Annotated in this window: 10 protein-coding genes, 1 pseudogene and 1 other annotated feature; of the genes and pseudogenes, 1 reads left to right on the top strand and 10 read right to left on the bottom strand. The window is 67.5% G+C overall.

Annotation, left to right across the window (positions count from 1 at the left end; translation table 11 throughout):
• Positions 1-23: 23 nt before the first annotated feature.
• The 4 genes and pseudogenes from ctaD to QNA09_RS24155 form a co-directional block, all read right to left on the bottom strand.
• A complete protein-coding gene (gene ctaD, locus QNA09_RS24170) occupies positions 24-1,790 on the bottom strand; it encodes a cytochrome c oxidase subunit I (RefSeq protein ID WP_308072128.1) in 1,767 nt (588 codons plus the stop codon).
• A gap of 117 nt (positions 1,791-1,907) precedes the next feature.
• On the bottom strand, positions 1,908-2,690 hold the full coding sequence (locus QNA09_RS24165) for a hypothetical protein (RefSeq protein ID WP_006941861.1): 783 nt from the start codon (positions 2,688-2,690) through the stop codon (positions 1,908-1,910).
• 377 nt (positions 2,691-3,067) lie between these two features.
• Positions 3,068-3,220 (bottom strand): annotated as a pseudogene (locus QNA09_RS24160) (transposase); the annotation flags it as partial.
• A gap of 138 nt (positions 3,221-3,358) precedes the next feature.
• A protein-coding gene (locus tag QNA09_RS24155; protein WP_096824248.1) for an IS3 family transposase occupies positions 3,359-4,584 on the bottom strand; the annotation gives its coding sequence in 2 pieces (ribosomal slippage) (positions 3,359-4,302 and positions 4,302-4,584; 1,227 coding nt in all).
• Positions 4,181-4,315, bottom strand: a sequence feature (AL1L pseudoknot). (Overlaps the previous gene by 135 nt.)
• Positions 4,585-5,579: 995 nt before the next feature.
• Here QNA09_RS24155 and QNA09_RS24150 point away from each other — a divergent pair.
• Positions 5,580-7,007, top strand: coding sequence for a DUF4038 domain-containing protein (locus QNA09_RS24150; protein WP_006946719.1), 1,428 nt, complete (start codon positions 5,580-5,582; stop codon positions 7,005-7,007).
• Positions 7,008-7,160: 153 nt separating this feature from the next.
• Here QNA09_RS24150 and QNA09_RS24145 read toward each other — a convergent pair whose 3' ends face one another.
• The 6 genes from QNA09_RS24145 to QNA09_RS24120 form a co-directional block, all read right to left on the bottom strand.
• Positions 7,161-7,622 (bottom strand): cytochrome P450, encoded by a 462-nt coding sequence (locus QNA09_RS24145; RefSeq protein ID WP_006946722.1) that lies wholly within the window; start codon positions 7,620-7,622, stop codon positions 7,161-7,163.
• A 145-nt stretch (positions 7,623-7,767) separates the two neighbouring features.
• Positions 7,768-8,784 (bottom strand): hypothetical protein, encoded by a 1,017-nt coding sequence (locus QNA09_RS24140; protein ID WP_006946724.1) that lies wholly within the window; start codon positions 8,782-8,784, stop codon positions 7,768-7,770.
• Between the two features lies 1 nt (position 8,785).
• Positions 8,786-9,952 carry a site-specific integrase gene (locus QNA09_RS24135; protein ID WP_006946726.1) on the bottom strand — a complete coding sequence of 389 codons (1,167 nt, stop codon included), beginning with the start codon at positions 9,950-9,952 and terminating at the stop codon, positions 8,786-8,788.
• Positions 9,953-10,235: 283 nt separating this feature from the next.
• Complete coding sequence (locus QNA09_RS24130; RefSeq protein WP_006946728.1) at positions 10,236-11,114, bottom strand: TniQ family protein; 879 nt, start codon at positions 11,112-11,114, stop codon at positions 10,236-10,238.
• An 8-nt stretch (positions 11,115-11,122) separates the two neighbouring features.
• Complete coding sequence (locus tag QNA09_RS24125; protein ID WP_006946730.1) at positions 11,123-12,151, bottom strand: ATP-binding protein; 1,029 nt, start codon at positions 12,149-12,151, stop codon at positions 11,123-11,125.
• Positions 12,142-12,990, bottom strand: coding sequence for a Mu transposase C-terminal domain-containing protein (locus QNA09_RS24120; RefSeq protein WP_161800560.1), 849 nt, complete (start codon positions 12,988-12,990; stop codon positions 12,142-12,144). Before QNA09_RS24120 ends, QNA09_RS24125 begins: the two co-directional genes overlap by 10 nt.
• Positions 12,991-13,019: the final 29 nt, after the last annotated feature.

Genomic DNA, 13,019 nt, shown 5'->3' with positions numbered 1-13,019 from the left:
TCCTCCTTCGACGGCGGTGACGATCACCGGGTGGACGGATCGGTGGGCGCCTCGGGCGCGGACCCGGTCCGCGAGGCGGCGGGCAGCTCCTCGGCGTGCCGGTGTCCCGGTCCGACATGGGCTTCGGTGCGCAGTCGCGTCACCATGTGCGGGTAGTGCAGTTCGAACGCCGGGCGCTCGGAGCGGATCTGCGGCAGCTCGGTGAAATTGTGCCGCGGTGGCGGGCACGTGGTGGCCCACTCGAGGGAGTTGCCGTAGCCCCACGGATCGTCCACGGTCACCACCTGCCCGTACCGGTAGCTCTTGAAGATGTTCCACACGAACGGCAGCACCGAGGCACCGAGCACGAACGACCCGATCGTCGAGACGACGTTCAAGGTGGTGAACCCGTCGTCGGGCAGATAGTCGGCGTAGCGGCGCGGCATGCCCTCGTTGCCGAGCCAGTGCTGGACCAGGAACGTGGCGTGGAAGCCGACAAAGGTCAGCCAGAAGTGCCACTTGCCCAGGCGCTCGTCGAGCATGCGCCCGGTCATCTTCGGGAACCAGAAGTAGATGCCGGCGTAGGTGGCGAAGACCACGGTCCCGAAGACCACGTAGTGAAAGTGGGCGACCACGAAGTACGAGTCGGTGAGCTGGAAGTCCAGCGGCGGGGAGGCCAGGATGACACCGGACAGCCCACCGAAGAGGAAGGTGACCAGAAAGCCGACGGAGAACAGCATCGGCGATTCGAACGTCAACTGCCCCTTCCACAGGGTGCCGATCCAGTTGAAGATCTTCACCCCGGTGGGCACCGCGATCAGGAACGTCATGAACGAGAAGAACGGCAGCAGCACCGCGCCGGTGGCATACATGTGGTGCGCCCACACCGCGATCGACAGGGCGGCAATTCCGAGCGTGGCGTAGACCAGGCCGGTGTAGCCGAAGATCGGCTTGCGGGCGAACACCGGGAAGATCTCCGAGACGATGCCGAAGAACGGCAGCGCAATGATGTACACCTCGGGGTGGCCGAAGAACCAGAACATGTGCTGCCAGAGCATCGCCCCACCGCTGCCGGGGTCGAAGATGTAGCCGCCGAGCAGCCGGTCGTAGAGCAGCCCCAACAGCGCCGCAGTCAGCAACGGGAACGCCAGCAGCACCAGGATCGAGGTGATCAGAATGTTCCACGTGAAGATCGACATCCGGAACATGGTCATGCCCGGTGCGCGCAGGCACACGATGGTGGTCACGAAGTTGACCGCGCCCAGGATGGTGCCCAGACCGGACACGGCCAGGCCCACGATCCACAGGTTCGCGCCCATGCCGGGCGAGTGCAGCTCCGAGTTCAGCGGTGCGTAGGCGGTCCAGCCGAAGTCCGCGGCCCCACCGGGGGTGAGAAAGCCGCTGACCGCAATGAGCGAGCCGAACAGGTACAGCCAGTAGCTGAAGGCGTTGAGCCGGGGGAAGGCCACGTCCGGAGCACCGATCTGCAGCGGCAGGATGTAGTTGGCGAAGCCGAACACCACCGGGGTGGCGTACATCAGCAGCATGATCGTGCCGTGCATGGTGAACAGCTGGTTGTACTGCTCGTTCGACAGGAACTGCAAGCCCGGCACCGCGAGTTCGCTGCGCATGATCAGCGCCATCACCCCACCGACCGCGAAGAACGCGAACGAGGTCACCAGGTACAGCAACCCCAGCACCTTCGGGTCGGTGGTGGTGACCATCTTGTGGACGAAGGCGCCCTTGCGTCCCCGTCGCGGTGGTATCGGGCGGGTGGCGGCGGGTGCGGGTGGTGGGGCGAGAGCGGTCATGGGCTGTCCGATCCGGGTTTCTGCGCGAGCGCACAATGATGAGACACTCGGTAGCCTACCCAAATACTATCTAAAATAGTATTTAGACGGTGGGCGTCCCCCTTCTCAGCTTGATTTTTAACCTGCCTGGCTGACGCCGGTCGGTTCCTGCGCGTCGGTTCTGACGCGAATGCCCACGTGGTCGTGGGGTGCGGGTCGGGTGTTCTTCGAGCCGGGTGGCCGTCCGGGGCCGGGTCGGGAGGGTTTCGGTGCACCGGCCGGAGTGGGCATCGTGCGGCGGACGTGCGGAAACCCGCGACGGACCCGGGCCGGGGTCAACCGGCCCGGCGGACGCGGTCGCTCCCAAGGCCTGCGCAGATCTTCGGCCAGGGGCCGGGCGAGCCGCAGTTGGGTGTGCGCCACGATGACGATCCAGGTCCAGCGATCGGCGGCCTCGGGACTGCGGATCTTCGGCGCGGTCCATCCCAGGGTTTGCTTGAACAGGCGGAAGGTGTGTTCGAGGTCGAAGCGGCGCAGGAACATCTGCCAGAGTCGGTCGACGTGGTCGCCTCTTACTGTGGGGTCCGAGTACCAAAGCCACACCGGCGCCGGATGCCGGTCCCCGGGCAGATGCTCGACGGTCAGCCGGATCACCGTGCCCTCGATGATCGGTGGGGGGCCCGGATGCTCGGCCCACACGCCGCGGTGGGTGAGCCTGGGGTGCAATCGGTTCCACGCATCCGCCACCGCCGTACCGTAGCGGTCGGTCACGGTGGCGGTGGTGGTCGCGGGCGGAGGCCAGGTGGTCGGGTCGGCGAAGTGGAACTGCGCCCCGTGCCGCGGTGGGCGACCGGTACGGCCCGGCGGAGGCGCCGGGAAGCACAGCACCCGGTCCCCGCGCATCCGTCCCAGCACGACCACCGGCAGATCGACGAGGGTGAACGCCAGCCGGGGCAGGTCGTAGCCTTCCGTCGAAGATCAGCAGGATGTCCGGGTCGTCGTCTCGGTGGTGGCCGGCCGCCCGCAGACGTCCGACGACGTTCCGGATCTGGGTGGCGGTCACGGCGGTCGGGTCGTCGTCGGGGTGCAGGCGCACCGCGTCGAGCACCGCCGTCCACGAGGTGCGGCCCGGTTCGAGCGCGGCGACGAACGAGTACTGCCAGCCGGGGATCAGTTGCGCCTGTCCCTTGCCGCGGCCGTAGACGTGGCAGAACGACCGCTGCGGACTCGTCGGGGCGTGAAGGCCGCAGCCAGGCACTGACATCGACGGCCAACACGATCGCGCCCTCACGGTCGCGTGGGATCGACTCGGCACCAATGACATTCCGTAGAGGAGCGATATCAATTCCACCGTAGCCCAGTCCGTCGTACAGGGCGCCGTGGCCGCGACGGTGCTCGGGCGCCAGGGACAACTCGACGAGGGTGCGGACCGCGCCGCCGGAGCACAGCACCGCGTCGGTCAACTCGAACAACGCGTCACGACGAGTGGTCAGGCAGTCGTAGAACCGGCCCCGGAATCCCGCCAGGTCGACACGCGCATCGATGTGTCAAGTCCTGAGTCTTGTTGAGGCTGAGCGTGTGTTCAGTTCTCAGGCCGCAGAGGCGGCCGGCCGTTGTGCGTAGTAGGCGGTCTCGATCTCGGCCGGGGTGCGATAGTCGAGCATGCCGTGGACCCGTTCGGTATTGAACCAATGCACCCATTGCGCGGTAGCGGCCTCGACGTCTTCCCGGCCGGTCCAAGGGCCGTCGAGGAAGATCAACTCGGCCTTGTACAGCGAATTCAGCGTCTCCGCCATGGCATTGTCGTAGGAGTCCCCCTTGGATCCGACCGAGGCGACCGCGGCGGCCTGGTCCAGGGTCTGGGCGTAGCGGAGCGCTCGGTATTGCACGCCGCGGTCGCTGTGGTGCACCAGTCCGGTGACGTCCTGGCCTGCGCGTCGTCGTGCCCACAGGCCCATCTTCAACGCGTCGAGGGCCAGGTCGGTGTACATCCGCGTCGAGGTCTGCCAGCCGACGATCATGCGGGAAAACACGTCCAGGACGAACGCGACGTAGACCCATCCGGACTGTGTGCGCACATACGTCAGATCGGCCACCCACAATTGGTTCGGCGCGGTGGCCGTGAAATCCCGCTCGACGAGGTCACGGGGCCGATCGGTCTCCGGTGCCGGCTTCGTCGTGCGCGGCCATTTCCCGCGCACGGTGCCACGGACACCGAGTTCGCGGCAGAGTCGCTCGATGGTGCAGCGGGCCACCTCGTGACCTTCCCGGACCAGTTGGGCGTGGATCTTGCGGATCCCGTAGACCCGCATCCTCGGGTGGGAGTGGATGCGCATGATGTGTTCTTTGAGGAGGGCATCGCGGCGTGCACGGACGCTCGGTTCGCGGCCTATGAAGGCGTAGTAGGTGCCCGGGGCGATCTTGACCTCGGTGTTCTCGGACAGAACGCGACAGATCGGTTCGATCCCCCAGCGGTGTTTGTGCTCGTCGATGAAGGCAACGATCACTTCAGTCGGCGGTCGAACTCCGCCTTCGCGAAAAACGCTGTAGCAGAGCGAAGTATCTCCATCGACTGTCGTAGTTCGCGGTTCTCCTTCTCCAGGCGGCGGATGCGCGCTTCGGCGTCGACCGGCTCGGTCGGGAGCTCGTCGTCTTCGGCCTTGCGCACCCAGGTCCGCAGGGCTTCCTTGTGGACACCAGTCTGCTCGGCGATCCGGTTGATCGCGCCGGTGCGGGTGTCGGGGTCGCGGCGGGCTTCGACGGCGAGTCGGGTCGCTCGCTCACGGAGTTCCTGGGGGTATTTGTAGTTCGCCATGATGAGTCTGGGGGTGATCCTTCCGGGATATCTGGCTCACCCTCAATGAAACCAGGGACGATTCAATGCTCGGCTGCTCGCCGATGGACCGCACGTCGGGCACACTGATGCTCACGGTCACCGCCTGTTTTCGTCTCGGATGTTCTGTGGAAGGAACCCCAAGATGATCGGGTGGTGGCCGTCTCGCGTCGCCGCGACACGCCGAACAACACCGGCCCTGCCGTCGCAGCAAGTCGCCAAGGTTAAAAATCAAGCTCAGGGTTCGGATGAACGACAGCCGCTCGACGACCCGGTCGCCGCCCGCCCCTTCTCGACCAGATCGCGGTGCACCTGTCGGATGGGAACGCCCAGGCCGATCCGATCGATGAACCGGGCTTCGACACTGCGTGCCCCATCCGAGCAGCAGCGAGTCACAGCCGACAAGACTACGGGAATTACGCTGCAAGGCACCATCTTGAGAAGGCGATCCGAGCAGCAGAGACAGTGCCGCCCATCAAATCACCCTCGCGGAATCGACCCAGTCTGCGCACTTCGACCATGCGCCCCATCAACACCTTCGGCAAACGCAGCAACGTGGCCTGCGGTAAGGACGAATTTGACGGCATTGACTTCAGAGTCGGGGCGCAACAATGCTCCAGACGACCACCCGATGCGGAGACACAGCTACTGCCCGCACACCGCCACCGTCGTAGCTCCGCCCACCCGCGGACCACGGACCGGCCGCTGTCACCCCTCGGCGCTGCACTCCACCTGACCACGGCTCACTCGAGCAGGCGGTGCGAACGACCCGGGATATTGGGTCACTGTCGGGCACTCGACCCGCACGATCCGGTCAATGTCGAATTAATAAGGCGGAACAAGATATACGATCGATCCGGAGTCGGGACCGATCGCCACATGCAGCCACTCCCATAACACCGGGGGCACCGGAACGACCGACGCCGCGCCGATACGCCCCGTCTCTCGGCTTCTGCGCCTCGGCGGAGGAGGGAAAGATGAAACGAACAGGCGCCGTGATCGCGCTGATGTTGGTCGCGAGTTGCTCGGACACGGGCGGCTCACAGACTCGACCGCCCTCATCGACAACCGTGGCAGCCGCCGCACCGTGCAGCGAAGCCGACAGCGCCAACACGCGCTACATCACCTCGATCAGCCACGACGGGCGCTACTTCGAAGACCAGCACGGTAACCCGATCCTGATTCGCGGGGACTCGCCGTGGTCCGGCATGGCGGACTGGTCGCCCGAGCAAGCCGAGTCGTACTTCGCGAATCGTGCGGGCCACGGATTCAACGCCTCCATCATTTCTGCGATCGGCGTCCCCGGCAACGGTGGACCGAGTGAGGACGGAGCCACCTTCGACGGCATCGAACCGTTCGTCGACGGTGACATCACGGCATGGAACAAGCCGTATTGGCAGCGTGTCGACGAGTACTTCCGGATTGCCTGCCGGTACGGCAACACCCTGTTCCTCTACCCGATGGACGGATGGAACCTCTCGGAGGTGTTCGCGGCGGCGACTCCCGAACAGGCCGTGGTCTACGGCCGGATGTTCGCCCAGCGATACGCCCGGTTCCCGAACATCGTCTGGCTGACCGGCGGTGACTATTCCCCGGACGCAGACGATCCCGCCGCCGGCTCGGACTCGGACCATCTCCTGCGCGGCATGCTCGACGGGATCAGGGCGGCCGGTTCGGACAGGCCGTTCTCGATCCAGCTGGGGCCCGAGAAATCCCTCTCCACGGACAATCCCTTCTGGGAACCCCTGGTGGACTGGAACTTCGTCTACACCTACATGCCCACGTACAAGGCGGTGCTGGACGGGTACGAGCGACCGGCGGGCGTGAGGGATCCACGTCCCGCCGTCTTCTCGGAGGGCAACTACGAGGGCGAGAACAATCAGTCCGACACGGCGCCGACGACCGACGAGACGCTTCGCCGCCAAGCCCTGTGGGCGTTGACCTCCGGCTCCCCGGGGGAATTCCGCGGCTCCGACGACTGGGAGTTCCGGGACGGCTGGGAAGCGCGCCTCGATACCCCCGCCGTCACGCAGCTCGAGGCGATCCGCGAGCTGTGGGCGTCGTGGCGCTGGTGGGAGCTGGTGCCGGATGTCGACGAGCCGTTCGTGCTTGACGGGCGCGGGATGCGGTCGACGGACGACGAGATGGTGGACGTCCTGGACAACGACTACGTCACCGCTGCCCGTACGCCGGACGGCGCGCTCGCCGTCGTCTATGTGCCGACGCAGCGCACGATGCGCCTCGCGTTGTCGCTGATCCCGCCGGGCGCGAGATTCGCGTGGATCGATCCGGCCGATGCGGCTGCCCCGTCGCGGCCCGCGCAGGTCGATCGAAACGGACGCGTCTCCACTCCGGGAGCGAACGCCGGGGGCGACGAGGACTGGTTGCTAGTGATCACACCATGATCTTCCGACCGGCTGATATTTTTGTCGCCAAGATTGCCGATTCGGCACGCCACTACGCGGGATTGTCGACCGGACGGCCGGGGCGCTCCGTATCGATCAACCGAAAAGGGTCACGCTGTCGATCTTTTCGCGACTGGGCGTCGCGTATCACTACTAGCATGGTCGCATCTCCCGTCGCACCTTCTCGGGGCGGATCGTCAGAAGCTCCTTGACCGTCAGCTCGTATCCCGGGGTGGGCACGATGGCGAAGCGCGTGAGGATCTGTGCCAGCGCGAGTACCGTCTCGTGCAGCGCGAACTGGCGGCCGATGCACGCACGCGCACCGATGCCGAACGGCTTGTATGCGTGCGCCGGGCGCACCGGCACCGTCGCGAGCAGGAACCAGTCCGGATCGAACGCTCTGCGTTGCCCCACAGTTTTGGGTCGTGGTGGCGCAAGCAGCACAACCAGGATCGTTTGGCTCTTGCGGATCGGAGAGTCGGCCAGGGTGGTCTCCTGCCGGGCCTTCCGGAAGAAGGCCGGATCGGACGGCCACAGGCGCACCGTCTCTTCGATGATGCGCCGGACGTAGCGCAGCTTGACTCCCTGCTCGAAGCGCACCGATGCGCCGTCCATTCCAAGCACCTGGTCGATCTCTTCGCGCGCGCGCTCGATGATCTCGGATTGAGCGACAGGTCGTTCAGGCTAACGACAGAAATGCCGCGGTGATCTCGGGACCTGTTGCAACGGGTTGTCTTGCCGCCCCGTTACAGGGCTGGGGTTACAGCTCCTCCAGCACGGTGAGCAGCTCCTCGAGCAGGGCATCGGCACGATCCTCGATCTCGTCGAAGACGTCGGCGAGACCGTCCAGACTGTCATGGGCACTGCGGCGAGCCGCGATACCGCGTTTGTAGTAGTGCGGGTCGAGGTCGATCTCCGACTCGATCCACGCCGTAGGTCCCTCGTCGCGGTCGCTCTGCTTACGCAGCGGCAGCGGGGCACGGGCCCGCACCCGGCCAGCCAGGTGGTCTCGCACGATCGAGGCGATGGACTGCGCCGTCATCGGCTGCGGCATCAGCGGCAGGTGTCCCCAGCGGTCGATCGGACACAGCAGGGGGTGGCGGGCCTGCCGGTCGGTGAGCGCGCCCTGGTCGACCTCGATCGGGTCGGTCAGGTGCTGGGCAAGCAGGTCGGTGTTCGGGTACGCGTCCAGGAACGCCTGGATCTCCGCCCACCGCCGGTAGACCGCCGCCGGGCTCTCGGCAGCGGCGGACTCCGGTGCCAGGCAGAACCGTTCACCCCCGTCGGTGGTGGCGACGAGGGCGCCGGCATCGAGATGGATGTCGCCGCGGCGCAGCCGGGCCAGTTGCGCGAACGGCATCCCGGTCGCGGCCAGGGTCAACAGGAGCGCGTCGCGGCGGCCGAACAGCCCGCTCGGCCAGCCGGTGACCGGCAGCTCGGCGGCTTTGTGCAGCAGGAGCGGGGCGAACCGGTCGAGGCGGGCGGCGCGGGTGGTGTCGAGGCGGCGGCGGACGGTTTCGCTGCGGCCGGGTGCCGGGTGGCCGTGGCGGGTGTGGACGGTGTTGATCGCCGAGACCCGCCGCCGCTGGGTCGCGGGCGCCGCGGGATGCTCGCGCAGGAACAGCGCGAGCGCCTCGGGGGTGGCGGGCAGCGGGGGCTGGTCGGTGGCGGTGCACCAGTCGGCGAACAGCGCCCAGTCGTGCCGATAGCGGGCCGGGATCCGCAGGCCGGACACCGTTTCCGAAGAATCGTCGAGGCGTTCGGTCGAGGTGCTCACGCTATAAGCCCAGGTTGGTGACGGCGTTGCCGAGCAGGGGGGCGTGTTCGCGGGCGTAGACCTCGAGCATGGCCGGGGTGGTGTGCCCGGTCTGGCGCATGATCGCGTGCGCGGAGGCGCCGTTGCGGAAGGCCTGGGTGACGAACCCGGCCCGCAGCGAATGCCCACCGAGCTGCCGGACGAGGTCGGGGTCGTAGCCCGCCAACTCGGCGCGGCGGCGGATCGCGTGGTGCACCGCCGCCCCCGAGAGTGCAGTCTCGGAGAGGTTGCCGTTGCGGCGGATCGAGCGCAGCAACGGCGCACCCGAGGTGGTGCGCGGTCGCGATCCCCGGCACACGTGCGCGTCGAACGGCTCGGCGTGCCGGAGTAGCCGGATCACGCCGGGGCGCCCGGCGGTGTCGAACGCGGCGACGACCTGCGCCCACCGCAGCCATGCACACGGCGGGCAGCTGGTGTGGCTGTGGGTGAAGGGCAGGGCGCGGACGGTGCCGCGGCCCTCCTGATCGGTCTTCGATTTGCGGAGGCGGATGTGCAGGCCGTCGAGCCGGTGCAACGCCACATCTCCGCAGGTCAGGGCGACGAGTTCGCTGCGGCGGAAGGCCCCGGCGAAGCCGAGCAGCAGGATCGCGGTGTCGCGGCGTTCGACCACTTCGTCGGACCAGCCCTGGCAGTCGGCGCGGGCCTTGTCGACGATGGCGAGGATGTCGGCGGTGAGCAGCGGCGCCCGGGGGCTGCGGGGCCGGTCGCCGGTGGTGGCGTAGTCGCGGCGGATCCCGGACAGGGTCGCTTTCACGAGATCGTCGCCGGTGGGAGCCGGGTGTCCGCTCTGGCGGTGGTGGTGGGCGATCGCGGCGAGGCGGTGCGCGAGGGTGGCCGGGGCGTAGGCCCGCTGTCCCGCCTCGGTGACGGTGTCGGCGCAGGCGACCAGGTAGGCGGCGACGGTGACCGGGTGCGCCGGCACCGCGACATGGCCCTCGCGCGCGCACCAGGTGGTGAAGGCCCGCCACGCCGAGGCGTAGGTGCGGCGGGTGCCGGCGGCCCGCGCCGACGCCACCGACTCCGCGATCCGCGCCGCCGTATCGGGCGCCAGGTCCGGCAGTGCGGGCCCGGCGGAGGTCGCAGGTACTAGGAGCGGCGCGTCCTGGGCGGGTTCGGTCTCCGTATCCACGGGGGGGAACGCTACCGGAGGGCGCCGACACCGTCTGTCCTCGCTCGAGATAGTTGTCGGAGAGCAGGGAGTTCACCTGCGGTGCAACAACTATCTCGAGCGAAGGTGGCGACAGACGTCCAAGATAGTTGTCGTAAATCATCGAATCATCCTTGCAAGAAAGCGGACGGCGTCTCCTGCTCACCTCTCGGCCACTCCGCGTGTGAACCTCTCAGATTCTCCCGTCGCTGCGACCGTGTCGGTGGGGAGTCGAGGCTCGGGGCCGGTTCGGGACTTCGCCGGGTCAGATAACGGTTTCGGCGGGTCCTGTCCGAGCGTGGTGACGCTGCTCGATGCATCGTGTGAGCAACGGATCGAACACGCCGGCCGGGACGGCGCCGTCTGTGACGGTCTCTGTGAGGTAGCCGATCGTTTCGTGTCGGTCCGTCGTGTTCATGTGCAGCAGCCGGTTTCGCCATGCGGCGTCGGCGAGGAAGGTGGTCACCGCGACGGCCACGGGGTATTCGGCGGTCCGGCAGATCGCCGACGACGGACACCACCGTCCGGGGTCCGGTTCGAGAACGGCCATCCGAGCGTGGATGGACCGGAACGGCCACGGCAGTTGCTTGTGCCACTCGTGGACGAGGTGGGACGCGTCTTCGAATGCGTAGCGGACCTGTTCGCGGCCGAACCGCACGATCAGCCGCTGGTGGCGGCGGTGCGCCGCAAGGACATCGGGCAGCGCCGAGATGTCGATACGTGGCCATCGGTCTTCGCACGTCAGCACCGGCCCGCCGGTCCAGATCCGGTGCCGCCGACACAGCACCTGCTCGTGGGTGGCCCATACCCGCACGGGCCGGGCGGGCCCACGCAGCCCGGTGCAGGACGGGCAGTAGTTCGAGGAGCCGACCGCCGTGGGGCGTCCCCGCAGTGCCGGATAGGTGGCGACGTCGTCAGGGGTGCGTAGTTCGGGTAGCGCGAAGATCAGGGTGCGTTCCGGCAGGCCCGTGAGGTCATGGACGGTCTCCCGGTCGGGGAGGGCGGTGTCCGCGACGTGGTGTCCGAATGCGCTGCCCGGCAGTCCGTTTGCCTCGCCGAGCCGGTGTAGGTAGCTGGAGAGATGCTCGTTGGGGAACGGGGCGAGGCGGCGGGGCAGTCGGCGCCGGATGCGGCGGCGGGTCACCGGGGGAATCATGGGCCGGCGGCGGCGCAGTGGGCGGTCGCGGACTCGGCGGCGTGGTCGATGATGGTCTCGTCGAGGGTGCCGCGGGTGATGGACTCGTCCCCGGAGAGGACCGCGCTGATCGCGGCCACGCGGACCAGGTGCGAGAGACTGCTGATCGATCCACCGGTGCGTTGGTGCAGGTATTTCGCGTTGCGGGTGAGGGTGCCCGGCGTGTGGGCGTAGAGGCGCAGCGCGGATTCGAGGGAGGCAACGAGGGCTTTCCATTCGCCGTCGTAAGGAAACGGGCCGGTGCGCACCAGCACCGAACGGGCGGAGATCTGTTGCCCCCGCACCCCGGTGAACAGGCCGGAGCGTTCGACGTTGATGCCGGCGTAGACGAAGGTGGCGGGCATGTGCTCGGTGAAGTATTTCAGGTGATCGGACATGTCCTCGCCGACGCTGGTGGCCAGGTTCAGGTTGTGGATTTCGTCGACGATCACCAGGTCGGTGCGGGCTTCGGTGAGTACCCGGCAGACGGAGTCGGCGATGTCGGTGGTGTTGTGGCGTGACTTGTCGGGCAGGCCCAGGAAATGCGCGAACTCGGCGGCGAGTTTGCGTGGGGAGCCCTTCGGTGGGGTGGTGATGTAGACGACGGGGATGCGGTCCTGGCCGGGGTATTTGCGGCGGATGTTCTGTTCGTGGACCTTGCCGAGCAGTTTGATGCCGGTCGTTTTGCCGCTGGCCCACGGACCGGAGACGATCAGGGCGCGGCGGGCGCCGCATTCGCGTTGGTTGAGCAGGGTCAGCAGCCGGCCCTGGTGGGTGAGGTGGCGGACGGTGGAGGTTTCGATGATCACCAGTTCCGAGTGGTAGGCGATGCGCCGGTCGTCGTATCCGATCCGCTGGGCTGGTGACAACGCCTCCCGGGCGGGGGTGTCGAGGAGGGTGCAGGTGGCGGGTGTGGCGTCGACGAAGGAGCGCCACCCCTCCAGGGTGACCGAGGGAAGTTGCCGCGGATCGAGTTGCTCCTCGTCCGGCGGTGCTGTTACCACCATGTGCGGGACTCCTTGTCGGCGTCGAAGACGGGCAACGGGACGATGTCGGCGACGTCCTCGTCGTCTTCGGGCGCGAACATCGCCGCCGCCGGCGGCGGTGTCCCGGGTATCGGCGTCGGTGCGGCGGTGGCCGCGCGGGTGCGGGCGGCCACCCGCCTGTCCTTCGCGGTTTTCGTGCGGCGCTTGCGGCGGGGATGTGGCGGCGGTGGCGGGCCGGCCCGGTCGAGTAGGTCGTCGACGGCGGCTTTGATCGTCTCCTCCGACGGTGTGCTCGCGCCTCGCTCGGCGACGATCCTGCGGGCATGCTCCCACGCGGCGTCACCGAACGGCTGCGGCATGGCGTGCAGTTGCCGCCAGTAGGCAACGATGAACCCGCCGTCGCGGTGGTTGCGCACCCAGACCCGGGTCACGTCGTACGGGTCGTAGTGCACCTGCCACCGCTTGCCCAAGAGTTTCGGGCCCGAATGTTGGCCGCGATAGCCGTTGAGCTCGTCGCTGTCGTAGATCCGGTGGTTGATCTTGATGCCGTAGGAGTTGATCACCCGAGGAGTCGACGGCAGCAGCGCGATGTAGTCGTCCCCGGACAAGGGGGTCGGCACGTAGCCGGCGACGGTGAGCAGGGCCGCGTACTTCTCGTTCGGGGTCAGCACCCGCTGCGGGTTCAGCGGGTCACGCAGTCCGTCGTGTGGGCGGTTCTGCCAGTGGGTGAGGATCCATTCGTCGAGCAGATCCTGTAGCTCGATCAGGGAGAACACAGCCCGCTCGTCGGCGCCGGTGCCGCGGTGTTCGATCGACGCACCCAGATAGCCCGTAACATACTGAGCGAAGAGCGTTTTCACCGATCCCAGAGTGCGTTCGATGATCGGTT

The sequence above is a fragment of the Rhodococcus sp. AH-ZY2 genome (genome assembly GCF_030916465.1).
GTDB lineage: Bacteria > Actinomycetota > Actinomycetes > Mycobacteriales > Mycobacteriaceae > Rhodococcus > Rhodococcus ruber.
This window is presented reverse-complemented; position numbering and strand designations above follow the sequence as displayed.

What these genes read in the sequence shown, in the direction of transcription:
- QNA09_RS24150 (WP_006946719.1), top strand. Translation starts at nt 5,580, where the DNA reads ATGAAACGAACAGGCGCCGTGATCGCGCTGATGTTGGTCGCGAGTTGC.
- QNA09_RS24125 (WP_006946730.1), bottom strand. Translation starts at nt 12,151, where the DNA reads ATGGTGGTAACAGCACCGCCGGACGAGGAGCAACTCGATCCGCGGCAA.
- QNA09_RS24145 (WP_006946722.1), bottom strand. Translation starts at nt 7,622, where the DNA reads ATGGACGGCGCATCGGTGCGCTTCGAGCAGGGAGTCAAGCTGCGCTAC.
- ctaD (WP_308072128.1), bottom strand. Translation starts at nt 1,790, where the DNA reads ATGACCGCTCTCGCCCCACCACCCGCACCCGCCGCCACCCGCCCGATA.